The organism is Mesorhizobium sp. M0678 (assembly GCF_040320505.1).
Classification (GTDB): Bacteria; Pseudomonadota; Alphaproteobacteria; order Rhizobiales; family Rhizobiaceae; genus Mesorhizobium.
This window is the reverse complement of record NZ_JAMYPT010000023.1, coordinates 1-23,411: the sequence shown is the minus strand read 5'-3', so window position 1 is coordinate 23,411 and position 23,411 is coordinate 1. Positions and strand designations below refer to the sequence as shown.

The 23,411-nt window shown below is 59.5% G+C and carries 27 protein-coding genes and 1 pseudogene; 21 read left to right on the top strand and 7 right to left on the bottom strand.

The annotated features are described in order from the left end of the window. The first annotated feature begins 552 nt into the window (after nt 1–552). The 9 genes from NKI29_RS27715 to NKI29_RS27675 all read left to right on the top strand — a co-directional run bounded on the left by NKI29_RS27715 (nt 553) and on the right by NKI29_RS27675 (nt 8,156). Nucleotides 553–816, top strand: coding sequence for a hypothetical protein (locus NKI29_RS27715; protein ID WP_352693829.1), 264 nt, complete (start codon nt 553–555; stop codon nt 814–816). A gap of 149 nt (nt 817–965) precedes the next feature. Beyond that, nucleotides 966–1,688: a DUF4336 domain-containing protein gene (locus NKI29_RS27710; protein WP_352797912.1), complete on the top strand. Its 723-nt coding sequence runs from the start codon at nt 966–968 to the stop codon at nt 1,686–1,688. 26 nt (nt 1,689–1,714) lie between these two features. After that, the gene (locus tag NKI29_RS27705) at nt 1,715–2,062 is read left to right on the top strand and encodes a hypothetical protein (protein ID WP_352726025.1); all 348 of its coding nucleotides are present in this window, start codon (nt 1,715–1,717) and stop codon (nt 2,060–2,062) included. Nucleotides 2,063–2,763: 701 nt separating this feature from the next. Continuing rightward, a complete protein-coding gene (locus NKI29_RS27700) occupies nt 2,764–3,012 on the top strand; it encodes a DUF982 domain-containing protein (RefSeq protein ID WP_352531006.1) in 249 nt (82 codons plus the stop codon). 239 nt (nt 3,013–3,251) lie between these two features. Beyond that, the gene (locus NKI29_RS27695) at nt 3,252–3,497 is read left to right on the top strand and encodes a DUF982 domain-containing protein (protein WP_352726238.1); all 246 of its coding nucleotides are present in this window, start codon (nt 3,252–3,254) and stop codon (nt 3,495–3,497) included. Between the two features lie 8 nt (nt 3,498–3,505). After that, nucleotides 3,506–3,748 carry a DUF982 domain-containing protein gene (locus NKI29_RS27690; RefSeq protein ID WP_352726240.1) on the top strand — a complete coding sequence of 81 codons (243 nt, stop codon included), beginning with the start codon at nt 3,506–3,508 and terminating at the stop codon, nt 3,746–3,748. Between the two features lie 11 nt (nt 3,749–3,759). Further along, nucleotides 3,760–3,999 (top strand): DUF982 domain-containing protein, encoded by a 240-nt coding sequence (locus NKI29_RS27685; RefSeq protein ID WP_352625651.1) that lies wholly within the window; start codon nt 3,760–3,762, stop codon nt 3,997–3,999. A gap of 489 nt (nt 4,000–4,488) precedes the next feature. Next, nucleotides 4,489–6,387, top strand: a complete 1,899-nt coding sequence (gene ligD / locus NKI29_RS27680) for a DNA ligase D (protein ID WP_352797910.1) — start codon at nt 4,489–4,491, stop codon at nt 6,385–6,387. A gap of 107 nt (nt 6,388–6,494) precedes the next feature. After that, nucleotides 6,495–8,156 (top strand): DNA polymerase/3'-5' exonuclease PolX, encoded by a 1,662-nt coding sequence (locus NKI29_RS27675; protein WP_352726244.1) that lies wholly within the window; start codon nt 6,495–6,497, stop codon nt 8,154–8,156. 21 nt (nt 8,157–8,177) lie between these two features. Here NKI29_RS27675 and NKI29_RS27670 read toward each other — a convergent pair whose 3' ends face one another. Then, nucleotides 8,178–8,816 carry a hypothetical protein gene (locus NKI29_RS27670; RefSeq protein WP_352797957.1) on the bottom strand — a complete coding sequence of 213 codons (639 nt, stop codon included), beginning with the start codon at nt 8,814–8,816 and terminating at the stop codon, nt 8,178–8,180. A gap of 258 nt (nt 8,817–9,074) precedes the next feature. On the opposite strand from NKI29_RS27670, the gene NKI29_RS27665 reads away from it, so the two are divergent. Further along, complete coding sequence (locus NKI29_RS27665; protein WP_352726247.1) at nt 9,075–9,251, top strand: hypothetical protein; 177 nt, start codon at nt 9,075–9,077, stop codon at nt 9,249–9,251. Nucleotides 9,252–9,424: 173 nt separating this feature from the next. Here the strand turns inward: NKI29_RS27665 and NKI29_RS27660 are convergent, their stop codons facing one another. Further along, the gene (locus NKI29_RS27660; protein WP_352450378.1) at nt 9,425–9,559 is read right to left on the bottom strand and encodes a hypothetical protein; all 135 of its coding nucleotides are present in this window, start codon (nt 9,557–9,559) and stop codon (nt 9,425–9,427) included. A 1,141-nt stretch (nt 9,560–10,700) separates the two neighbouring features. Here NKI29_RS27660 and NKI29_RS27655 point away from each other — a divergent pair. The 6 genes from NKI29_RS27655 (at nt 10,701) to NKI29_RS27630 (ending at nt 15,166) form a co-directional block, all read left to right on the top strand. Then, nucleotides 10,701–10,928 (top strand): hypothetical protein, encoded by a 228-nt coding sequence (locus NKI29_RS27655; protein ID WP_352726249.1) that lies wholly within the window; start codon nt 10,701–10,703, stop codon nt 10,926–10,928. Between the two features lie 357 nt (nt 10,929–11,285). Next, nucleotides 11,286–11,528: a DUF982 domain-containing protein gene (locus NKI29_RS27650; RefSeq protein ID WP_352458910.1), complete on the top strand. Its 243-nt coding sequence runs from the start codon at nt 11,286–11,288 to the stop codon at nt 11,526–11,528. A 484-nt stretch (nt 11,529–12,012) separates the two neighbouring features. Continuing rightward, the gene (locus NKI29_RS27645) at nt 12,013–12,258 is read left to right on the top strand and encodes a DUF982 domain-containing protein (RefSeq protein WP_352726252.1); all 246 of its coding nucleotides are present in this window, start codon (nt 12,013–12,015) and stop codon (nt 12,256–12,258) included. Between the two features lie 749 nt (nt 12,259–13,007). Then, nucleotides 13,008–13,328 (top strand): putative quinol monooxygenase, encoded by a 321-nt coding sequence (locus tag NKI29_RS27640; protein WP_352456140.1) that lies wholly within the window; start codon nt 13,008–13,010, stop codon nt 13,326–13,328. Between the two features lie 79 nt (nt 13,329–13,407). Further along, the gene (locus tag NKI29_RS27635) at nt 13,408–14,283 is read left to right on the top strand and encodes an NAD(P)-dependent oxidoreductase (RefSeq protein ID WP_352456139.1); all 876 of its coding nucleotides are present in this window, start codon (nt 13,408–13,410) and stop codon (nt 14,281–14,283) included. Nucleotides 14,284–14,392: 109 nt separating this feature from the next. Further along, nucleotides 14,393–15,166: an AraC family transcriptional regulator gene (locus NKI29_RS27630; protein WP_502894563.1), complete on the top strand. Its 774-nt coding sequence runs from the start codon at nt 14,393–14,395 to the stop codon at nt 15,164–15,166. A gap of 401 nt (nt 15,167–15,567) precedes the next feature. Here the strand turns inward: NKI29_RS27630 and NKI29_RS27625 are convergent, their stop codons facing one another. Beyond that, nucleotides 15,568–15,921 (bottom strand): hypothetical protein, encoded by a 354-nt coding sequence (locus tag NKI29_RS27625; protein ID WP_352726256.1) that lies wholly within the window; start codon nt 15,919–15,921, stop codon nt 15,568–15,570. Between the two features lie 173 nt (nt 15,922–16,094). Here NKI29_RS27625 and NKI29_RS27620 point away from each other — a divergent pair, with 173 nt between their 5' ends. Beyond that, the gene (locus tag NKI29_RS27620; protein ID WP_352726258.1) at nt 16,095–16,571 is read left to right on the top strand and encodes a hypothetical protein; all 477 of its coding nucleotides are present in this window, start codon (nt 16,095–16,097) and stop codon (nt 16,569–16,571) included. 316 nt (nt 16,572–16,887) lie between these two features. On the opposite strand, the gene NKI29_RS27615 is transcribed toward NKI29_RS27620, so the two are convergent. Further along, nucleotides 16,888–17,310: a KTSC domain-containing protein gene (locus tag NKI29_RS27615; RefSeq protein WP_352726261.1), complete on the bottom strand. Its 423-nt coding sequence runs from the start codon at nt 17,308–17,310 to the stop codon at nt 16,888–16,890. A gap of 512 nt (nt 17,311–17,822) precedes the next feature. On the opposite strand from NKI29_RS27615, the pseudogene NKI29_RS27610 reads away from it, so the two are divergent. Continuing rightward, nucleotides 17,823–18,103: pseudogene (locus NKI29_RS27610) on the top strand (aminoglycoside phosphotransferase); the annotation flags it as partial. 201 nt (nt 18,104–18,304) lie between these two features. Here NKI29_RS27610 and NKI29_RS27605 read toward each other — a convergent pair. After that, nucleotides 18,305–18,706: a rhodanese-like domain-containing protein gene (locus NKI29_RS27605; RefSeq protein WP_352726263.1), complete on the bottom strand. Its 402-nt coding sequence runs from the start codon at nt 18,704–18,706 to the stop codon at nt 18,305–18,307. 91 nt (nt 18,707–18,797) lie between these two features. Here NKI29_RS27605 and ftrA point away from each other — a divergent pair, with 91 nt between their 5' ends. The 3 genes from ftrA to NKI29_RS27590 all read left to right on the top strand — a co-directional run bounded on the left by ftrA (nt 18,798) and on the right by NKI29_RS27590 (nt 21,871). Continuing rightward, nucleotides 18,798–19,775: a transcriptional regulator FtrA gene (gene ftrA / locus NKI29_RS27600; protein WP_352726266.1), complete on the top strand. Its 978-nt coding sequence runs from the start codon at nt 18,798–18,800 to the stop codon at nt 19,773–19,775. A 163-nt stretch (nt 19,776–19,938) separates the two neighbouring features. Next, nucleotides 19,939–21,240: a glucoamylase family protein gene (locus NKI29_RS27595; RefSeq protein WP_352797955.1), complete on the top strand. Its 1,302-nt coding sequence runs from the start codon at nt 19,939–19,941 to the stop codon at nt 21,238–21,240. A 439-nt stretch (nt 21,241–21,679) separates the two neighbouring features. Continuing rightward, a complete protein-coding gene (locus NKI29_RS27590) occupies nt 21,680–21,871 on the top strand; it encodes a hypothetical protein (RefSeq protein ID WP_352726216.1) in 192 nt (63 codons plus the stop codon). Between the two features lie 194 nt (nt 21,872–22,065). On the opposite strand, the gene NKI29_RS27585 is transcribed toward NKI29_RS27590, so the two are convergent. Beyond that, the gene (locus NKI29_RS27585) at nt 22,066–22,713 is read right to left on the bottom strand and encodes a helix-turn-helix domain-containing protein (protein WP_352694171.1); all 648 of its coding nucleotides are present in this window, start codon (nt 22,711–22,713) and stop codon (nt 22,066–22,068) included. 147 nt (nt 22,714–22,860) lie between these two features. Next, nucleotides 22,861–23,307, bottom strand: coding sequence for a pyridoxamine 5'-phosphate oxidase family protein (locus tag NKI29_RS27580; RefSeq protein WP_352694184.1), 447 nt, complete (start codon nt 23,305–23,307; stop codon nt 22,861–22,863). Nucleotides 23,308–23,411: the final 104 nt, after the last annotated feature.

Here is a 23,411-nt window from a genome sequence, read left to right as displayed (position 1 = left end):
GCTGTCAAGTCTCATCGGCAAAAGGCTGCGGGAAGGTGCGTCGCATGAATCCGTTCAGTCGCGACGCGCTGTTGCCAAGACACCGGACTTGAAAACCGCCGCGGGCACGGGTTCACAGTGGTTTCAATACTACTCCCTCCAGCGGTTGATATTTGCTTCGGAAGATCGTTTTTGGTGCAAGCGGACCTTGCTGTCGCGGAAGTCTCGATTGCTGCCATCTTGGCGCAAGCGAGTGCGCCGATGGTTTCGCGGCTATCCCCTAAGTCCCTATTCGGTCGCGTCCGTCTCGCTTTCGTCACCGATCGAGCACCGGCAAATATAAGCTCGTTTCCAGACATTCTCGCAGAATGGTCTCACGACTCTAAAGGGGGTACAAATTCACACGGCAAGGCGGGCCGACCGGTGGTGAACATCAGCCGAGCCTATCGGCTCACGCCACTCTGCAGCCAGAGAGTTGCATTTACGCTCTTCAACATCGTTAAAAACGTACGGAGGTTTCCCGAGACTCGGCTGCCCGCGGCGCGCATGGTCAGGGGCAGGGAGGAATAGACCATGCGCGAATTGCCCAATACCATCGACGCAGACGTTCTGATCGAAATCGGCAGGCGTTTAGATGACCGCGCGAAATCGACGCCCGTGCCGGTCCACAAGCTTGCATTGTTAATGCGGCAGCGTTCAAACGCCAGCCTTCCGGTTGAATCGATGGAAGAGTTGATCGTGAAGATGGCCATGACGCGGCAATTGCCAATGATCTTCGATTTGCCTGACATTGACACGGACGATGTGATCTCGATTGCCTTGGCACGCGCGTCTTGAGACTTGCCCTCGAGCGCAAGTTCAGTTGCTCCACCAGAAGCAGCAGGTGCTGCGGTTCGGCATGACGAAACCTGGCCCAGATAGCGTACATCGCCTTGCGCCGAGCTGGTGAAGTGGAATGGGCTGTGAGTGCGTCCCTTTACGAGCCGATGAACGTCTATAAACCGCAGGGACCCGATATCGGCGTCGTTGACGGTCCGTTTGAGTATTTGACGGTAGCAGGAATAAAATTTCCGCTGCCATTCACCACTCGGATGACGGTGGTGCGCCTATCGAACGGCGATCTGTTCCTTCATTCGCCCATCAAGTTTGCTTCGAGGGTGGCCGAAGAGTTACGGAACTTGGGCAGAATTCGCCATCTCGTGTCACCCAACCAGTTTCACTACGCTTATATCGGTGAGTGGTCGAAGGCTTTCCCTGAGGCAATAACATGGGCATCGCCCGGAGTCCGGCAAAGAGCACGCGCACGGCACGCGGATGTGACGTTCGCACGAGATTTGGAGGCCGATCCGCCGGAGGAGTGGCGGCGGGACATGGACCAGATGCTGTTTCCCGGTGGCTACTTCAAAGAGTTCATATTCTTCCACCAAGCTTCAAAGACGCTGATCCTTACAGACACGATCATCAATCTCGAATTAGACATGATCGATGAGCCTTGGCGCACGATGGCCAAGCTGACTCGGATGGCTCACCCGCACGGGCGGACCTTCTTTGGCATGCGGCTGCCAATTCTCCTGCATCGACGGAAGACACAGGCAGTAGTAAGCAAACTCCGGTCGTGGCAGCCGCGGCGGGTGATTCTCAGTCACGGCCGCTGCTTCGATGCGAATGAAGACGAGATTGTCCGTAGAATATTCGGAAAGTCGGCTTAGTAACGCTGTGGTTTGGGAGAAGCCAAATGTCCATTTCGGGTCGGCTCCGGCCGCTCGGCCTCGATCGCTTCAACGACCGCTCCTGGCGCTCCTTGCTCGTTTCGATGGACGACGAACGGCAAAGTTCACACTCCCAGCCGACGCTGGCTGTCAGTGTAGCACGTGGTCGCCGCATCTGGGCAGTAGTGACCTTGCAGCACCTCCTCGGCCCTCATCCTGCAATCTACGTCGATAATCGGATGGCCACTGGCGAAGCCTACACGCTCGAAGTAGTGTTGCCGCGTGCCGCTTATGGGACGAGCCGCCATGCCTCTTCGAAGCTGAATAACCTTCTCGGCGGTGATCGCACTGCTGCAGGCGGTAGTGGGAGATGAAGCTTTCATCCAGTGGCGATTAGAGCCTCGGCCGTTTCTGTTACGCCGTATGGCGCGGTTTGAGCAACCGGCGGAGACGCGAAGCCTTCATTGAGCGCAGCGTCGGAGCCGGTTGCGGCGGATCGAAGGGGTACCGGGGGGGGTCGTCGCGCGAGCCAGTTATCCGATCCCCGCTCAGAAATTCCTACCAAATATTCCTGACTGTTGCGGCCCAGCACCGTACCAATTGTACAATTAGTACATGGCCTTGATGCCGCTCAGGTAGGGAGTAGAGAGCGTGTCCCTGGGGGGCTGGATGAGCGTCGCGCAAAGGGTAGGTCCGCTTCTAGAGCAAGCAATCACTGTACTCCTCAACAGGGCGGACCGTCGCGACACGGTCTCGATGAAAGCGGCACTACGCGAAGCTCGGGAGGCTGCGCCTTATTTGGTGGCCTCCGACGAAGAACTAACCGAGGCGATCGTCGAGGCAGCAACTGCCATGGGCCTCTGCGTGGCTTTCGACTCTCGCGAGTAGCTGTCAGCCAACTTCAGTCACTGTGGCACATCGCAACGAAAGCGCGCCGTCCTGCGCCATTTTCAATAGCTAGAGGAGGTAATCCGCAATTACCTTCGCAACCTGCTCACTCTGCCTGTAGAACGGGAACTGGGCTGAGCAAAAGTATTTGCTGGAGGAAATTGATCGGGCCGACAAAGAGTGACGTATGGCTCTCCACTGGTTCAACCCTCCGGTCCCCGTCAAGACCGAGCGTCCCGGGATCATCCGCAACGTCAACAACGCCGAGACAGCCGGCGAGGAGCTGATGAAGTGGACCAAGCGTGGCCCTTGCTGGGACCTCGCGGTGCGCGTTTGCATGGCCGTGATATTCGACGAGATGGAAGCTGAGGAGGCCCGCAAGGCATTCCTGGCTGCTGCAAAAGAGGAGGGGACATTAGTCCCCAATGACAATTAGCTAAAGACAATTAGCTAAATTGGATTGCGGTATAAGGTTCTATGTGTCTCTGACCAACCCCGCCTTCGCGAAAGGAGCCCGCCGCCGGTGAGGGAGAGGCGACGGCCCCCCACAGGGGGTGCGCATCCACGAAGAATCGACCGCTACAACTGCTAAGCCCGCGAGGGCCTACATCGTTCCCTTAGCTGCGGCTAAAGCGGGGTTGGTCGGCGGGCTCTTGCCGCTCTAAGTTCCCCCTTATGGGCCCTCTCTGGTTCTCTCCACCGGTTTACGTGAAGACGAAACGTCCGGGCATTCGCAATGGGGTCAGCCACGTCGAGGGAGCCGCCGAGGAACTCATGGCGTGGGACACAAAGGGCCCGAAGTGGACCAAGGCGGTCCAATCCTGCGTGGATGCGTTCGAGGGAAGCGCCTCCCCCCAAGAGGTCCGTGAAGCCTTTGAGGCGGCTGCCAAGGAGGCCAACATGTATCTCTCCCCTGAGTAGGAGGTATCATGGCAACCCATTGGTTCGTCCCTCCGGTGTTCGTGAAGACTGAAACCGGTGTCAGGCATGGCTGCAACAATGCGAAGGAAGCCCTTGAGCAGCTCAAGATGTGGACCCGGCGAGGGCCTCGCTGGCACAAGGCGGCGACCCTCTGCCTGTCAGCCTTGGAGGGCGATCCGATTGACCCTCAGGTGGTCCGAAAGGCCTTCGAGGCTGCCGCCAAGGAAGCCAAGATGTATCTTTCCCAGTAGGAGGAGGTGTCATGGCAACCCATTGGTTCTCCCCTCCGGTGTACGTCAAGACCGACCGACCTGGGGTCACCTACGGGTGTAACAATGTCGAGGGTGCCGCCGAGGAACTCATGAAATGGACCAAGATGGGACCTAAGTGGAGGAAGGCTGTGCAACTGTGCGCCGACGCCTTTCAGGACCGTGTGACTCCGGAAGAGGTCCGTCAGGCTTTCGAGGCTGCTGCCAAGGAGGAGGGGGTGCTCCGTGAGTAGCAGGCCGGTGCCCATGGCTATGTTGGGAAGGACCCGTTAGGCTGTCTAATGCTGACCAAGTCCGCGCTGCTCGAAATAGACCCGGATACGAGAGCATTGACTCTGGTCGGCGCATTCATGGGCATTTTGCACTTCTTGAAACTGGTATCGGAGCTGCTCTGGGCGAGGTACTTGGCGTCAATGGGGCACGTTGAGGTAGGGGGACCGGAACCGGAATGTCAGGCTTCGAAAGCCGATGGCAGAAACCGGATACGCTGTGGCGGCATTTGAGGGCACGTTCCTGCTCTTGATTATTGCCTGTGAGCTGTGCGCGAAAATCGGGAATGGAAGGGCCGGAGGCAGGAAGCACGGCCTCAGGCCGAGGCGCTAATCAAGCGGGTCGGCAATGATCGCGAAAAGCTCAACACGGCCGGCAGCGAAACTAAAGAAGTAGTCGCGCGTTGGACGGCGGATAACGCTGTTTCGTCTCTGAGTATGGTTTAGGTCAGAGTGGTCAAGCCAACGTCGCGTAAGGCAATCAATGCGTCGAGCGCTAGTCAAGCGAAGTCGCCCGCTCGTGACGAGGTCACTTTAGCGCCGCCCGCTTTCCGGCCGGTCCAGCTCGCAACGCTCGTGGACACGGTCCCTGCCGGCGATCGTTGGATCCATGAGATGAAATACGACGGCTATCGTATTCTCGTTGCCGTCGGCGGTGGCGAGGCGCGAGCGTACACACGGTCTGGTCTGGACTGGTCTAGCCGTTTTCCCTCGATCCTCTCCGAGGCTCGCAAGCTCAAGGTGCGCTCAGCCCTGATTGACGGCGAGGCCGTGGTTGTCGATGTGGAAGGAAGATCTAACTTCCAGGCGCTTCAGAATGCATTGAAGGGTGCCCCGGCGACTATCGACTTTTATGCGTTCGATCTGCTGCAGCTCGACGGCGAAGATCTGACAAGGCTTCCTCTTGTTGAGCGCAAGGCGAAGCTGGAGGCGATCTTGCCTGCGAAAAATCCGGTCCTTCGTTACTCCGACCATATCCTCGGCCGCGGAGAAGAGCTGCTCGATCGCTTCTGCGCTGCCGGCCTTGAGGGCGTCATCTCAAAGCTCGCGGATTCGAGTTATGTGGCGGCCCGCGGCGCAAGCTGGCTGAAGATCAAATGCATCAGGCGGCAGGAATTTGTGATTGTCGGCTGGACGCCGTCCGACAAGGTCCGCGCGTTTCGGTCCTTGATCCTTGGCGTTTATGACCGCGGCAAGCTGCGTTACGCCGGGAAAGTCGGCACCGGCTTCGATACCGCTGAACTTCTTCGTCTCTTGAAGATCATGGCGCCGCTTGAGCAGAAGGCCGCCACCGTCGACGCACCACGCGCCGAAGTGCGCGGCGCACACTGGCTCCGTCCGAAACTGGTCGCTGAGATTGCCTTCACCGAAATGACAAATGAAGGGACGTTACGACATCCGAGCTACCTTGGTCTCCGCGAAGACAAGAAGCCGGAGGCGGTCGTGCTCGAGACGGAACGTCATGCAGCCGATCTCGCCGCGTTTGCGACAACCGCCATCGCGATAAGTAACCGTGACCGCGTCATCTATCCGGAGTCCAACATCACCAAGGGACAGCTTGCCGACCATTACGCAGCGGTCGCGGCGATCATGCTTCCTTGGGTTGGCAGCCGGCCGATCAGTCTGGTTCGATGCCCACAGGGCCGCGCGAAGAAGTGCTTCTTCCAGAAACACGACGCCGGCAGCTTTGGCGACAAAGTCCACCACGTAGGCATCACGGAGAAGGACGGGCACGAGGAACCATATCTCTATGTCGACGATGCCGACGGACTGATGACTTGCGTCCAGATGGGAACGATCGAGCTGCATGGATGGGGGGCTCGGATCGAGGATGTCGAAAAGGCCGACCGCCTCGTGTTCGACCTCGACCCCGATGAAGGCCTCGATTTTGAGGCCGTCCGCGCCGCTGCCTTTCAGTTCCGCGCTATCCTTAAATCTCTGGGGCTTACGACTTTCCCGATGCTAACGGGAGGCAAAGGAGTGCACGTCATCGCGCCCCTCACCCCTGGCGCCGAGTGGCCAGAGGTGAAGGACTTCGCGTCTCGCCTGGCGCAGGCGGTCGCCCAGAGCGATCCGGCCCATTTCACGGCTGTGTTGTCAAAGGCGCGCCGCAAGGGTCGCATCTTTGTGGACTATCTGCGCAATCAGCGCGGGGCGACCGCGATCATGCCCTACAGCGCAAGATCACGTCCGGGCGCTCCTGTCGCGGCACCGATCACGTGGGCGGAGATGAAGACAATAGATGCGCCCTCTCATTTCCACGTGGGCGATGCTCCTGAATTAAAGAAACGCGCAGCCTCCAAAGCTCTGGCGGGATGGGGTCGCGCTGACCAATCCTTGCCCAATCTGTAGCGTCCGACGCGGGAAGAGGCAGTAAAGCCGGGATTTAAAGGGCAACGCGGCGCTCATGGTCTTGCCTGATTGGAACCTGCGGAGATCGGCCTCGTTTGGCTGAAGCCATGGCAAAAATCGATCCGAGGACCGTCGCCAGTCTTTTGAGGGAATACGCGCAACGGGCGTCTATGCGCGGCGACAATCCCTATCGCACAAAGGCTTACTTGCGCGCGGCAGACAGTCTGACGGCGCTGTCGCAGCCGCTTGATCGGATCATCGCCGCCGGCGCCCTCACCAAGATCCCGGGGATCGGCGACGCGATCGCAGACATCGTGACCAAGCTTTACCAAACCGGCACGCACCCGAGCCTTGAGAAGCTGCGCGAGGATGTTCCAGCGGGCGTGATGGAGCTGTTTGCCATACCCGGGCTTCGTCCCGATAAGATAATGAAGCTTCATCAGGCGCTCGGCGTGAACTCGCTGGCGGAGCTCGAGGCCGCAGCAAGAGAAGACCGCATCCGCCCGGTCAAAGGCCTCGGCGCCGCGCTTCAGACAAAGCTTCTGCAGAACCTGGCCATCGTGCGAAGCGGCAAAACGCAACTTCACCTGCACAAGGCCGCCGCTCTTCTCCACCATGCGGTCATATCGGTGAAGCAACAGCATCCAGAGTTTTCTCGCGTCGAAATTGCAGGCGACTTCCGGCGCGGTTGCGAGCTCGTTTCCGACTTCGTTCTGGTAGCGCAGGGCTTAAAGTCGACTGGTATTGAGGATACGACCCTCAGGCTTGTTGTCACGGACCGGAAGCACTTTGGCGCGAGCCTGCTCGAAGCAACCGGTTCGGCAGACCACCTCGAGCAATTGAAGACGTTCGCGGCCGACAAGGGGTTCACCCTAGACGCCGACGGGCTTCATCGCGGGAGAAAGCTGATCGCGTCAGCGACAGAAGAAGAAATCTACCAAGCTCTAGACTTGCAGTTTATCGAGCCTGAATTGCGCGAAAGCAGCGACGAGATTGAGCGAGCGGCAAAGCAGAAGCTACCCGCCCTCATTCGGGATGAAGATCTGCATGGCATCCTGCATTCTCACACGACCGCATCCGATGGCACCGAAACGCTTGAGGCAATGGCTGAAGCCACGCGCAAGCGCGGTTTCGACTACTATGGTGTCGCCGATCATTCGCAGTCCGCTCACTACGCAGGCGGCCTTTCGTTGCAGGAGATTGCTGAACAGCACCGCGAAGCTGACCGGCTGAACAAGGCATACAATGGAAAATTTCGCATACTGAAGGGCATCGAGGCGGACATCCTGGCGGATGGCTCGCTCGATTACCCGAATGATATCTTGGAGACGTTCGATTTCGTCGTCGCGAGCGTGCACAGCCGCTTCAAGTTGCCCAAGAAGGAACAGACGGAGCGTATCATTGAGGCGATCGGAAATCCTCGGACGACAATCATCGGGCACATGACCGGTCGCCAGCTGTTGCGCCGGCCCGGTTATGATCTCGACGTCGACAAAGTCCTTAAAGCGTGTGCGAAACACGGCGTCGCTGTCGAAATCAACGCACATCCGTGGCGACTCGACCTCGACTGGCGCTGGCATCAAAAGGCACTCGATCAGGGCTGCATCTTCAGCATCAATCCGGACGCTCATTCGATCCGCGAGCTCGACCACATGCATTGGGGTGTCGAGATGGCGCGCAAGGGCGGTGTCCCTGCGAAGCGGGTCCTGAACGCGATGCGTTTGACGGCCCTCCTTGCGCATCTCGCACGGCGCAGGCAAACGTCCTAACCTGCTTGTGCGCCCGGCCTATCAGCGCAGGAGTCCGTCATTCTCAAAATCTTCCCAGCCGCGCAAACTGGAGTGCGAGTTCTCATCGGGCCCATAACCAGCTGAAGCTGCAGTTCCGCGACCGCTTCTTTGAGCGCGTTTCATAGCGGCCCTCCCCGCGGCTCGCCGCCTATTCTCTGCAGCTGTCACTGCGTCCTGTTCGCGCCAGACCGTAACCAGGTCGCGGTCAAGCACATCCTCCACGTGCTGCGGGTCGAACACGTGAAAGGTGATTTTCCTTGCCCGCCCGCGAAGTTTCACCGTTTTCGTCCCGGCGCTCTGCAAGCGACCATCTTTCAGCCAGCGGTGCCGTTCGGCCGTCGAGATCGTCAGAATGTCCTCGATTTCACGGGGGATTACGGGCAGGTCTTCGATATTCTGCAGTGCTTTGGATACGATCCCGAATACCACCTGCACATCATTCTCGGCGCCCTCAGACAGGCGCAGGGTAAGCACGCGGGACTCGATATGGAGCAGTTTCCTGAACTCCGTTGGAAGGCGGGCGCGTATTTCGAGAAAAATACCCGTCGCTCTGACGGACGATCCAAGCGTTGCAGCCGGGGTTAAAGGCCATCCTCCAATCAGCTTCGCTGTTGCATTGGTTTTTCGGCGCGTGGACATGCCCCTTATATAGGTCACTGATTTTCGGCAGCGATGAGCCGATCGCAAAGCCGACAGAGTTCTAATCCGCCAGCGGTCTGAACCACGATGCCCAAAGGCGCAACCACGATTGTTAGCGGGGCCGCTGATTGTCGTCGCCTTGCGCTTACCGACATTGTGCTTCACCCGTTCCGGGCCTCCTTGTTAAGCGCAGTAACTTTGAAACAAATCCTGCCGGCAGGCGTTCCAGCATGGCGGGCGGCGTTGCCGGAGGACCCAATGCCCGATGAAAACAATGACATCGTCATCCCCCAAGACCACGATGCATCGCCACTTCGGGAGGAGGAGTATTTCGTCCTCTGCCCGGCGTGCGGCCAGGCGTTCGACATCAGGTGTATGGCAGCGGCGCTTCATCACAACGAGCTAGGCCACGAGCCATACGACCTCGACTCGTAGTCGGCAGTGATCGACGACCGTCGATGAGTGTTTGGAGATGTCCCTTCACAGCCTGTGCGAGCCGGGTCGAGACCAACACCCGAGGGTAAGCTCTCGCTCATCTGGCCGGTCGCGTTGCCGACCGATCGGCCTAGAACGAATCCCTGTCGCGAGGGCGGACCTTCGCCGGCACGCTATGTCTTGACAGATACCTTGCGGGCTTTCAGCAACGACTTGATGCCGTTGCGGTCGTTGTCGATGCGGCCGCGGCCGTGACCGACCGAAAGCTTCGACAACGCATGCACCGCATGCGACAGGTTGTTGTTCATCCAGGGCGACGGCGCCTACTCCACCGCAACCATGTCGCCCAGTTCTGTCACGACGCTCCGAAGCAGACCTGTTGCCGGCATCGGGTGCCGGGACCACCATGTGATTTCCATAATGCGTAAGAGCCGAAGGCCCATCGCCGGCAACAAGGCGCTCATTGCAGAGAAAGGTTACGATCGATCGGATGCCCGCGTTGCCTTCACGCGAAATGTTGCTGGGCGCCTCCTTCGACAGCGCGCACATGCGACACGTCCTGGCCGGGCGCGCCGCCTGTTGCCGAGAGCGACGATCGCGAATGCGCGAACGGCTGGACGGCAGGTGAAGCGGGGTCGCGATAGGCCCACATCGGACTTGCTTCACCAGTAGTCCGAAGACGCCAGCGACGCACTAGGCTGGACTCGTGCCCTAGCCGTCGGACTCCCGCTTATCCGTTCGTCCGCCCTTTATCTGGCTGGACAGCGCCGCGCCCTTGGGCTGTTCAAACTGCGCTTGCATCTTCCGTACGCGGACAAGCGCGGCCGTTGTATCGCCGTAGTGTCAACCCGCTGTGAGCAAACATTGGACAGAAGCATTCCAAGATTCACGATGTGCAACACCGACGCCAGATCGACATGAATCTTCAGTTCAAAGAGCGAGGATTAATGCTGCGGCAAACGAAGGGGGCACGGGGGGTCTTCGCGCGAGCCAGTTATCCGATCTCCCGCTCAGAAAATTCAGCCAAATATTCCGATCTCCTGATGGAACCCATTCGTTGCGGGCGAGTTGCGGCTCATTGGGACGGACTTCCCGAACATGACAACGAGCAACAAAGCAGACCATCAGTCTGTCTCCGAAGCGTTTCGGAAACTGATCCGTTCCGAAGGCTATCGTCATCACGTACAAACATTCTTAAATCTGGAGGTCGAACCAGAACTGCCGCCAACCCTACAGTCATTACTTGCGGCTATTGATCGGGCCAAACAGGGCCCGACGGAAGAAGGTCCCTAGCCGGCTGGCTGAGCGTCAGGTCAAAGAGTATAGAGGCTCGCTTCGTGGCTTGTCCCCCTGATTCCCACTCAGAAGTTATCAAACATTCTTCTTGATTTTTCTCGACAGAGGATCATGAATGTTCCCTTGGGTTCTCGCTGAGGTGGGAGGCCTTGTATGAACGTTTGGACGAACTGCCGACCCGACAAAGTGACTGCCAAACACCTTGTTCACGAGCTGATCCTACAAGCCCGTCGCGGCCAAATCATCTCCGTCAAAGAGACTATTGCAGCGGTGCGCCGAAACGGGCCATATCTGGCGGAAACTGACTGCGAGCTGGTGGAGCTTATTGTCAATGTTGCCCCAGCCTTTGGCCTGTTCGTCGGGTTCGATCTTCGCGAATAACCGCCTCCTCAACAGGGCGGACCGTGGCGACACGGTCTCGATCAAAGCTGCACTACGCGAAGCTCGGGAGGCTGCGCCTTGCTTGGTGGCCTCCGACGAAGAACTAACCGAGGCGATCGTCGAGGCAGCAACTGCCATGCCTCTGCGTGGCTTTCGACTGTCGCGAGTAGCTGTCAGCCAACTTCAGTCACTGTGGCACATCGCAACGAAAGCGCGCCGTCCTGCGCCATTTTCAATAGCTAGAGGAGTAATCCGCAATTACCTTCGCAACCTGCTCACTCTGCCTGTAGAACGGGAACTGGGCTGAGCAAAAGTATTTGCTGGAGGAACTTGATCGGGCCGACAAAGAGTGACCGCATGGCTCTCCACTGGTTCAACCCTCCGGTCCCGGTCAAGTCCGAGCGTCCCGGGATCATCCACAACGTCAACAACGCCGAGACTGCCGGCGAGGAGCTGATGAAGTGGACCAAGCGTGGCCCTTGCTGGGACCTCGCGGTGCGCGTTTGCATGGCCGTGATTTTCGACGAGATGGAACCTGAGGAGGCCCGCAAGGCATTCCTGGCTGCTGCAAAAGAGGAGGGGACATTACTCCCCCAATGAGAACTAGCTAAATTGGATGCGGTATAAGCTTCTAGGTGTCTATTACCAACACCGCCTTCGCGAAAGGAGTCCGCCGCCGGTGAGGGAGAGGCGACGGACCCCCCCACAGCGGCTGCACATCCACGAAGAATCCCGCTGCCACCTCTAAACCCGCGTGGGCCTACATCGTTCCCTTAGCTGCGGCTAAAGCGGGGTTGGTCGGCGGGCTCTTGCCGCTCTAAGTTCCCCCTTATGGGTCCTCTCTGGTTCTCTCCACCGGTCTACGTGAAGACGAAACGTCCGGGCATTCGCAATGGGGTCAGCCACGTCGAGGGAGCCGCCGAGGAACTCCTGGCATGGGACACAAAGGGCCCGAGGTGGACGAAGGCGGTCCAATCCTGCGTCGACGCGTTCGAGGGCAGGATGTCCCCCATGAGGTCCGTGAAGCCTTTGAGGCGGCTGCCAAGGAGGCCAACGTGTATCTCTCCCCTGAGTAGGAGGTATCATGGCGCCCATCTGGTTCGTCCCTCCGGTGTTCGTGAAGACTGAAACCGGTGTCAGGCATGGCTGCAACAATGCGAAGGAAGCCCTTGAGCAGCTCAAAATGTGGACCCGGCGAGGGCCTCGCTGGCATAAGGCGGTGACCCTCTGCCTGTCAGCCTTGGAGAGCGATTCGATTGACCCCCACATAATACGAAAGGCCTTTGAGGCTGCCGCTAAGGAGGCCAACGTGTATCTCTCCCCTGAGTAGGAGGTGTCGTGGTAACCCATTGGTTCTCCCCTCCGGTGTACGTTACGTAACCTTGCACCTCGACTAAGGCGATCGGTCCCTTGGGAACAGTGCCGTCGGTATGGAAAGATCGCATCGGCACTGTCCTTCCAGCCCTGATTGAAGAGGCCCGTATCCGCTGCCCTGCTGTAGGTAACGAACCTTCCCCGTTGCGGGCTCCGACCTCTTCCATCCAAGCCGTGGCAGCACCCAGCCAACTCGCGGACTACCTTCAAGTAACTGGGGCAAGTCGTGGGGCCGCGGTCTACATGACCATCGGTACTGTGCGATGGGTGGGACCTAGCGTCGGGCAGGGGGCAACCTAGAGATAGCCCGACGGCCCCTTACGCAATGTCGCCACGGATAACCCGGACGTTCAGCTGCCTTAGCGCCGGCACGAGTTCCGCGTGAGCGCCGTGGCCCGTCGGGCCCTGAGCCTGCCGTCAACGGCGCGGTCGTAGACCGCCACGCATTCCGCTCCGGTCAGCCGCGAATTCTACAGGATCCCGTCAACGGCGAACCCGTTAAAGAGAGTCTGGCTCAGCTTCCGGCCTTCCTCCTGTTGTTTGGCACGTGCAGCGTCGGTGCTGATCCCGAGCCGCAGCAGGCCGGTGGATCTACAATGTTGCGGACGCGTCCGGAGCCACGCGTGATTTCGCTGCCATTTCGCATTTCTACAATGCGACGCAGCTTCGCCGAGCTAGCATTCCAGCATCAACAAGGGTCTGCTAATGATGTTCATCGCGAATCTTCTCGCTCGGGCCGAGACCGTCGATCAAGTCCGTGACATCCTCATCGATCTCACGCGGCAGACATCCGCTGAGTCGGGCGCGGTGTCGTATCACGCCGCTCAGAGCACGTCCGACACCACGCATTTTTATGTCGTGGAACAATACCGCGATCATGCGGCTTGGGAGTCTCATATGGCCTCTCCCCATGTGCGCAATGCGCTATCCGTGTTCAATGATCTACTTAGAGAGCCGCCTGCGGCAGCCGCGTTCGTGGTTTTTGCCGAATACATAGCTGTGCCAGCCGACAGCCACGCGATCTAAGCGTGTTCGCCATTTAGCTGTCGACCACACAACTGGATTGGCTCTTCATACAACCTACGACGGACGGAAAGGATTTCCGATGGCTGAAGTGGCAGTTCTAGGACTTGGAGCGATGGGGTCGCGCATGGCAGCCAATCTGCTCAAGGCAGGGCACCGCTTGACGGTGTGGAACCGGTCAAAGGAGGCGGCGCATTCGCTCATTTCCACAGGAGCACGTCTCGCCGGCACGCCGCGAGAGGCCGCGGCAGAAGCAGATTTCGTGATCGCCATGGTTCGAGACGGCATTGCATCACGGAAAATATGGCTCGACGAGGACACGGGGGCACTTGCTGGGCTCAAGGCGGGCGCGGTGGCGATCGAGAGCTCGACACTGACGCCGGTTTGGATCGGCGAGCTCGCCAAAGCCGCATCGGCTCGGGGCGTCGCCTTCCTTGAGGCACCGGTGGCAGGCGGGCGCCCACAAGCGGAGGCGGCCCAGCTGATCTATATCGTCGGCGGCGAGAAGGACGTCCTTGCGCGAACAGAACCGCTGCTCAAAGCCATGGGGACAGCAGTACATCACGCTGGGCCGGTCGGGGCAGGCGCCATGGTGAAGCTCTCCGTCAACTCTCTTCTCGCTATCCAGGTTGGCGCAATGGCCGAACTCATTGGCCTGCTGCAGCGGCTGGGCGCCGATGTCGATCGAGCCGTCGAGATTATTGGCACGACGCCCGCCAGCAGCCCAGCGGCGAAAACGATGGCAGCCTCCATGCGCGCGGGCACGTTCGCACCCTTGTTTCCAGTAGAACTCATGGACAAAGACCTTGCATATGCAATCGCTATGGCGGGCGCGGACTGCTCACAGCATATGCCTCTGACTATTGCGGCCCGCGAGGTCTTCCAGCATGGGATTGATCGCGGCATGGGCGATGACAACATAACCAGCATCGTGCGCCTGTACACTGAGCCAAGATAATCTATGTATGCGATGGGCGACTGCAGAAGTAGCGTAACAGATAAGTCATGGATTTTGAGAGGCTTGGATGCTGAGTATATCCTATCGACCGATCGAATCGATAGGTCACGTGGTTGATCGCTACTGGTCACGTGAGACCAATCCTGGCGAAAACATCGAATTTATGCCGTTCTGGCCAAGCCCAGGCGGAGCTGAGATATTCTTTCACGTTGCACGAGGCTTTCTGCTTAACGGGAAACAGCCGCCGCGGGCCCATGTTTTGTGCTGCCGTAGCCAGCCCATTCACCCAAAGGCCGTGCCGGGATTTCGCTTTCTTGCTGTCCGTATTCGGGCGGGCATGGCAGAACATCTGCTGGGAGTACCTGTTTCCGAACTTGCAGACAGAATTGTTCCACTCGAGGTGATCTGGGGACAAGAGGCAACGCGTCTGACGGAGCAAATCGTAACCACGGCGCTTGACAGCACGCGGGTCCACCTGCTGAACCATTTTCTACAGCAACGTCTCAATCCCCGAGCAGAGCGGCGCACCCTCGATGCCGCCTTCCGACTTCTCGAGACGGGAACATCATCGATCTCCAAAATCTGCGATCTTGTGGGACTGAGCGAGAGACAGCTTGAGAACCGTTTCAGGAGAGCAACGGCAAATTCGCCGGTCCGCTTTCGCCAACTTGCGCGGTTGAGACGAACTATCAAAGCGATATTGCAAGATCCGAACGAGAAATTTACGCAGCTTGTCGATGAGGCCTACTTTGATCAATCGCAGGCCGTTCATGAGTTCCGCCGTTTTACAGGTCTGACACCAACGGAATTTTGCGAGCTGGCGAGACGGTCCGCTCACTTCTACGAGTTGAGATCGCCGGCTTTGGCTCGCAGAAGTCAGTAGTGGGTCGAGCCCGCCGGGCAACGCGGCGGAAGCTCCGTTCCTCCGGAACCACTGCAAAGCCGGCCGCAACGATCAACCCCGAAGACGTTGTCCGATGTAGGGTTCGAATCGCTCTAGCACTATCGGCAATACAGCGCGTCGATCGAAATCACCTGTTAGCCTCTCCTCTGAGCGCGGCCGCAGCTCCCTTCAGGCAAGATGCGCGAGCAGACGGATATCTATCTGACCGAAAGCAAACAGTAGCCAGGCGTGCCCCACTGAAAGCACAAGCAAGCGCAAATGTTCCTGGACTGATGCTCGGCTGGCGGCAACTTGCTCGCCAGCCGAGTTGAGTTCAGGCGGTGGTCGGGGGAGACTGGCCAGCCAAACGCTGGTGATTCCAACCTGTGCCGATGTGCCAATCAGCAACCTTCGTCGGTCTTTTTCACCTGGCCTGGCGCGGCGGTGTTGGCTGTCGTGTCCTGCTGACCTGGCGCCGCCTGCTGAGCGCTGCCAGTCTGCTGGCCGGGCGCGCAGTCCCTGGCCGAGTTCGGATTTGTGGTGCCGCTGGTGGTGGTCGTGTCGGTGCCCTGATCGCCGGACATGTTGGTCCCGCTGCCCGTCGTGCCGGTGCCCTGATCCGTCGTGCTGGGCATGGTTGTCGTGGTCGAGGTTCCGCTCGTCGAGGTTCCGCTCGAAGTTCCGCTCGTCGTCTGGGCAAAGGAAAGCCCGGCCGACACCGCCAGCACGGCCGAAGCCAAAAGGATGCGTTTCATCTTCTTTCGCCTGTCTGAATGCGCGGGACGCGCCTGGCAATCCAACAGGTAGACAGAAGGAGTATTCCCCGATGAAGTTCAACTTTTGTAACTCTGGTCGTAGGTCAGCGTTAGGATGGCGCGTATATTAGAAGCCTCTTGAAGAAGACGCTGCCCGCACCAGAATCCATGGCATGGCTCGGGGAATAGGCATTGGTGACCAGGTGGCGATTACTGCCACGGTTCGAAGGCGGACAACAGAGGACCGCGTAAGCGTCTCGATCCCAGGTTACGACTTCCCGCATTCCATCATCGACCACACTAAGGTGAACCGAGGCCAGCAAATCGAGCTAAAAGGCGAGGTCACGCGCATCGACGAGGACACTGTGACGATCGACCTCGGGCCGCTGGTCACGGTCGACCGTGGCAAGGTCCGGTTGGTGGAGAGGTATCGGCCGCCAAAACGACGAAAGGCACTTGTCGTTGCCCGGATTAGAACCGACAACATCGCGACAGGCTATGAGGGCAGGCCGCATGACGGGCCGGTAGAGGACGAGTCGAAGCACTTGGTCTACTGCCCAGTCTGCGGCCAAACGTTCGACGCGCGCGATCTTGGACAGGTCTTCCACCACGCTGAGCCGCAGCACCAGCCGCTTCCGGTCGAGCAATAGTCCAGCTAGTTGAGCTCCGGCGGCAGACCGACGTTTGAGACCCTTCAGCGCGCCACCGACGTACGTTGGATGAGAAAAGGGTGCTGCGTGCACCGCGCCTTCCCCGCGCGCCGATGCTCCACCTGGAGCGCAAAAAAGTCCCGCCGCACTGCCAGAACGGCGGGACCGATCAAACGCTTTGCACCAGGCGGGGGGATGCGGGGGGTGGGCTTGCCAAGTGAGCGCGGACCGTAACCAACCCTAAGCGCCACAGCGGCAACGCGTCCACCAACCGCCGGTTGGAGCGACAGGACGATTGAGCCGCCGGCAGGTCAGGTCATCCCGGGTCGCTATCGCTCGCAACCAGACGGTAGCGGAAATTGTTGCGGATGTGGTCGTTGAAATAGCGGCCCTTGGCGAACGCGGCCCGGAACGCGGCAAAGGTTTCCGGCGGTACCCCCTCAAACTCGTACCGTTTACCGCTGGCGACAAACCACACCGAGAGGGTCCTTCTATCCAGATCATATTCCATCTTGCGGATCGAAGTAGATGGCATGAGCACCACAGGCCGAGGCCCGCGCCCTTGCGGGGAGCGCGGGCCGATCGGGATACCGATCTGCAGCAATACCTGGAGGGGAGGATTCGCTGCGTGCACCGAACTTTCGCGGCGGTCCCGTGTTCCCAATCGAGATACACAAAAGTTAGCTGCACCTTTCGGCATCACGCGGACGTTGGATTTCTGAGAAAGCGCGAGCGTCAATACTAACTTCTGGTGATGGAATTTTCCCGTGAGATAGGCACGCTCCACCGCGAAAGGAGTGCCCCGCCCTGACCGTCCTCGCCTACAACCTTGCCAATGACATCAAGGGGTCATGGAAAGTCGTCTTTGTGCCTGACGAACTGCATCTGTATGTCCAATTCAGTCCGCCAGGCGCCGACACAAACCCGGTTGATTGGATAAGTGTTGATGATTTCCTTGCATGGCGGCCGAAAGGCGCACTCCACAAGCGAGCGCGCGACAGCTTGGTTTCGCTCATTTGCAAATGAGACAAGGGAAAACCCGCGCCGAGATCGAGTGCGAGCGCCCCGGGTGGGCCTATTCGACGTTCCGAAGGCGCAGCGACGATGCCGCCAATGCGATAGCTAAAGCTCTTATGGGTGACGGTGCGCGGGCTTGGCTTTGAAGCGTCAGCGGAGCGACATTTGCACCTTTCGCTCGGTGATCGCATTTTCGATGTCGCTGACGTTAAGCTTTCTCACGAACTCCGCGTACGACCAGGCTGGCGTTCGTCAATCGACCTCCTGCAAGCCGAGACCGGAACCAGGATCGACCTTGCCGCGATGCCGCCCGACGGCGTTGCCCGATGTAGGGCAGCGTGGTCGCGGCTCGTCGGGCACAGGACATGTGTTGTTCATGGCGACCCTAACAATGCGGCTGGTCTCGAAGAAGCCGCTCATGACATTGCCGCTCAGGCGTCAGCCGCTTGGGAAGCCGCTGTTTGTTGGAAAACGATTACGCAATCAAGCGGCTCGCCGAAGTTAGAGCCCTTTGATCGATGGCTAATGGCGGAATAGCCCAATAATTGTTTATCGCGCTCGGCAACGGGGAGTTTGACCGGCTGGGCTGGGTCTCGAAGAAGGTTCTCCAGTTCGGACAGTGCAAGATGCGGCGCTCCGTTCGAACGTTGCATGCTCCACAATCAGTTCATGAAGCTGAGCGGCATCGCCTGGCGATGCAACTCGGATCGCAATGATCACGTGTCTGAACCTTTCGCCAACTCGAAGCCTTCATCGAGCCAACCCGTAACGCCGCCAGCCATGATCTTCACCGGGCGACCGAGCTCCGCAAGGCGAAGCGCCCCACGGGCGGCACCGTTGCAGTGAGGGCCGGCGCAGTAGGTGACGAATACGGTTTGGTCGGACCAGCACTCGAGCTTTGAGCGGACAATCTTGCCATGGGGCAAGTTGATGGCCCCGGGGACATGACCTTGGGCGAACATCGAAGGGCTGCGGACATCGAGGAGGACGAAATCGGGTTCGCGCGACAGCGCATGATGAACATCCCAACAGTCCGTTTCGAAGGTAAATTCGGCTGAGAAGTGTTCGCGTGCGATTTCGCTCGGAGCAGCGGGAACGGTTGTGACGGCGGAGGACAAGGTGATCTCCTTTTTGTTCTTGTTCGCTCTCCATGTGGCTGACTAGGATATCACCTTGCAATTGGCGTGAATGACATACTACGGGTATATCATGCCAAACACGAACGGCCCCCTCGTTGTCGCGCTTCTCTACGATGGTCTTTGCACCTTTGAGTTCGGCATAGTCGCCGAAGTCTTCGGTTTGGCGCGACCTGAAATGGGTGAAAGCTGGTACCGGTTCGCAAGCTGCGCCATCGAGGAAGGCCCCCTTCGTGCGAATGGTGGCTTGTTGCTGATGCCGGATCATGGCATCGGATTAATCGATGAGGGCGATATTATCGTCGTTCCAGGATGGAAAGAGGTCGACGAACCTGTACCTCAAACTCTCGTCCAGCGGTTGCGTCATGCCCATGACAGAGGGGCAAGATTGGCGTCGATCTGCTCGGGTGCATTCGTGCTGGCCGCTACGGGCCTTCTCGATGGCGGAACGGCGACCACGCACTGGCGCTACGCTGATGCACTGCGCAGCCAGTATCCAAAGTTGGTCGTGGACCATGCCTCGCTCTACCGCTCGCATGGCCGCGTGTTTACGTCCGCCGGGAGTGCCGCCGGCATTGACCTTCTGATCGAGATCGTTCGCCAGGACTTTGGAGCTGATGCGGCGAACTCCGTGGCTCGAAGGCTTGTAATGCCGGCGCACCGTACCGGTGGGCAGGCCCAATTCCTTGAACGACCTGTTCCGACACGGCGTGGGTCAGAAGTTGCGCCACTGCTGGACAAGATGAGGGCTGAACTCGGCGGCGCTTGGACGCTGGAGCGAATGGCATCGGAATGCCACATGAGCTTGCGGACCTTTATACGACGCTTCACCCAAGCGACGGGATCGCCTCCAGGCGAATGGCTGGTATCCGAGCGCCTTGAGGAGGCGAAGCAGCTCCTGATTGGTCGCCACCACAGCATCGAAGAGATCGCCGCGGCCGTGGGCATGAGTTCAGCGGATACGCTGCGACATCACTTCCGCAAACGCACGGGTATCAGCCCAAAGGAATATCAAACGCAGTTCGGCCGTCCGACGCCAGTTCGATCATGATTTTGACGAATGCTCGGTCATCTATCTGTGTCCATCGACGTCCGGAAAGGGATCGCAGAACGAACCCGCTCGCACGGGAGGGCACGCGTTTCGCGGCTGGCGCATAGGCGATAAGATGACCAAAAAGGTGGGAAGCGCAGCGAACCCCTCTATATCGACTGCCATGGATGCATCGAGCGACCACCCGCAGAACGACGAGCTTCTCTCGGACATCCAGCGCCTGTCCTTCGACTATTTTCTCAAAGAGGCCAACCCGGCGAATGGCCTGATCGCCGACCGCAACACGCCGGGGTCACCGGCCAGCATCGCCGCCGTCGGGCTCGCCCTGTCGGCCTATCCCGTCGGTGTCGAGCGCGGTTTCATGACGCGCGCCGCCGCCGCTGAACGGACGCTCGCCACGCTTCGCTTCTTCTGGAACGCGCCGCAAGGGCCCGAAGCCGACGCAACGGGCCACAAGGGCTTTTATTACCATTTCCTCGACATGGAGACCGGCCGCCGCGTCTGGAAGTGTGAGCTGTCCACGGTCGATACGGCGCTTCTGCTTGCCGGTGCGCTGGCCGGCGGCGCCTATTTTGGCGAGGACGATGAATCCGAACTGGAAATCCGGCGGCTTGCCGATGCGCTCTACCGGCGCGCCGACTGGCGATGGGCGCAGAACGGCGGCGCCACCCTCACCCATGGCTGGCGGCCTGGAAAAGGCTTCCTGCGCTATCGCTGGCAAGGCTACGACGAAGCGGTGATCCTTTATGTGTTGGGCCTCGGCTCGCCAACCCATCCGCTGCCGCCCGAGAGCTATGCGGCCTGGCTATCCACCTACAAGTGGAAAAAGATCTATGGCCGGGAATTGGTTTACGCCGGTCCACTTTTCGTCCACCAGCTCTCGCATATCTGGATCGATTTTCGCGGCATCCGCGATGCTTCCATGCGCAACCACGACTGCGACTATTTCGAGAACAGCCGCGAGGCAACCTACCTGCAACGCGACTACGCCATTCGCAATCCGAAGGGCTTCAGCGGTTATGGCGAGAATTGCTGGGGCATCACCGCCAGCGACGGCCCAAGCCCGACAAAACGCCAAATGACGGTCGGTGGCCGCCGCTTCTTCGGCTATCTGGCGCGCGGTGCGCCATTCGGCCCTGATGATGGGACGTTGTCGCCGTGGGCAGCGATTACCTCATTGCCCTTTGCACCAGAGATCGTTCTGCCAGCACTGCGCTATTTCCATGAGATCGACCTGCAAGAGGGCAACCCTTACGGCTTCACCGCAAGCTTCAATCCGACAATGGCAGCCGCCGACGGCCGGCCATGCGGTTGGGTATCGCCGGACCATGTCGGCATCAATCAGGGGCCGATCACTCTGATGATAGAGAACTACCGCTCGGGCTTCCTGTGGCGCCTGATGCGCCGCGTGCCGGCCATCATCGCGGGACTGCACCGAGCCGATTTTTCGGGCGGTTGGCTATAACAAGTCGAGATGACAAAGCTCCCCGACTGATACCGGGACTTTTGACTGCTAGCGCATGCCGCATTTGCTGCAAATGTCGCCCTAGCGGCCCATTGCTACTCAGCAGCATAGGGGCCGAGGAACGAACCCGCTGCGCGGGAGGGGCGCGCGCGGTTGAGGTAGAGATCAAGAACCGGTCGTCGCGCTCGCGTTGAGCGTCGTTCGGCTTGAGCAGAGCATGGCGGGCTTCTTCAACAAGGAGCCTGACCATGCCCACCTTGGCGTCGCGCGAAGGCCAGGCTTGTGGCGCGCTTGACGACGTTCTGCTGAATGGCCTCAGTCAGGACCGTCTGCGCCGGCTCTTCAGTCATGCCGCAGGCCGGAGCCGCGGCTTGCAAAACTTGCCGCTTAACTGGTCGCTTGGCCTGCAACCTGGTGCCGCTCTCTTCGAACCTGACCAATGGCTGAGCGCGCTGGACGCACCGAGCCGGCTTCGAACCGACGGCATCGATCCGAGACCGATCCTGATCCCGTCCTCGACATGCTGGCCAACGGCTTGGCCATGGCCGAGCAGGCCTGCAGCGAGGCCGAACGCCGCCACGAAGCGACCAGCGCCGATCTTGCTGCGGCATGCGAGGCGATCGATGCCTGAATTCGGTCCGGATGCAATGTGGCCATGTGCCGGTCCATGCCTTCCTCCGGAAGCCTGAACGCCGACAGACGTGCCCGCTGTTTCCTCAGTCTTCCAGCGGCAAACAAGATCGTCTTCCGCGCTGCTATCTTGCTCTTGGTGCCCCGCTGTCAATTGGTCTGAAGTGTTAGAACATCCCGGAGTCGGAGCGCGGCTCATTCGCTCATCGCATGAAGCGCTTCGTGCCTGACGATTTCGATGCTGCGCAGGTTGAGCAGGCGGATGACGCCCTTGTCCTTCAACCGGGTGAAGACCCGTGAGACAGTCTCGATTGTGAGGCCGAGATAATCGCCGATGTCCATACGCGACATTGGCAGTTCGACCTGCTGCAATCCGCCCTGCCGTTCCGCCATGTCGACCAGGAATGCCGCGACGCGTTCGATGGCGCTCTGGCAACCGAGGACCAGCAGATGTTCCTGCGCTCTGGTCAACCCCTTGAGCGCCAGGGGCAGCAACTGATGGGAGTTGTCCGCTCCAGCAGCGAGGCGGAAGACGCGGACACCGGTGGCATTGATCGCCTCGGCGAAGAAATGATGCGTGGTGCCGGCTTCGAAGCCGAATGTCTCTCCGGCGAGGTGAAAGGCACTTATCTGCCGGCGGCCGTCAGCAAGCAGGCGGTAGACGCGGACGCCGCCGAACTCCAACTGGTAGAAGGCTCCGGCCTTCTCGCCCTGGGCGTAGATTTCCGCGCCGGCGGGATAGAAGCTGAGTGGTTGCAGCGGTGCGGGCTCGAAAGCCTCCGGCAGGTTGGGCTGGGAGGACCGCGACGGCAGTGCAACTCTGGAGTTGGTGTAGGCGTGCATGGCTGTTTTCCCGGTTGATCCGTGGAACAGCAATCGCGCTAATCGGCCCGTGGCGAAATTCGGTTATGTCCGTACGGGAAACTACTAGAACCGCTCCCTACGCGCCGGTCCAGCCACCGCTTTCAGCCGTCGCGGCAGTGGAGACAGCTACTCACTTGCCTCGCGGCCCGACACCTGCTCGATCAAGACCCGGAAGAACACGTGGGGCGCGCTGTCCGACACCGGAGGCATGACCGGCTTGAGGGCGCCCGGCTCCCACCAGTTGGCGTGCTTGCTCAACACTGACCATGCATAGTCGCGCTGAACCTTGCAGCCGATCTGGTCAGGCAGTTCTTCATAGCGGCCGTCTACAACCACGCTTCTCCATCCCCGTCCTTGGCCGCGTTCGTCGACCTGGAGGGACACCAGCGGATTGGCCCGCATCCAGTCGATCTTCTTGCCCAACATAGAAAATGCATAAAGGTGATTGTCCGCGTGGGCATAATGCAGCGGGACGACATAGGGCTGGCCGTCCTTCGCGCATGCTAAGCGGCCAACACGATTGGCCGTTAGCAATTTCGTACATTCCAAGACGGAAAGCGTACGGATCAGCATCTGTCGATGCCGGCTCAATACTCCCCAGAAGTGCCGTTTGAATCTTCCCCAGTATAGCGCTGCCGCCGGTCTTCCGGAGCGCGCTCCGGGAGACCGGCGGCGCG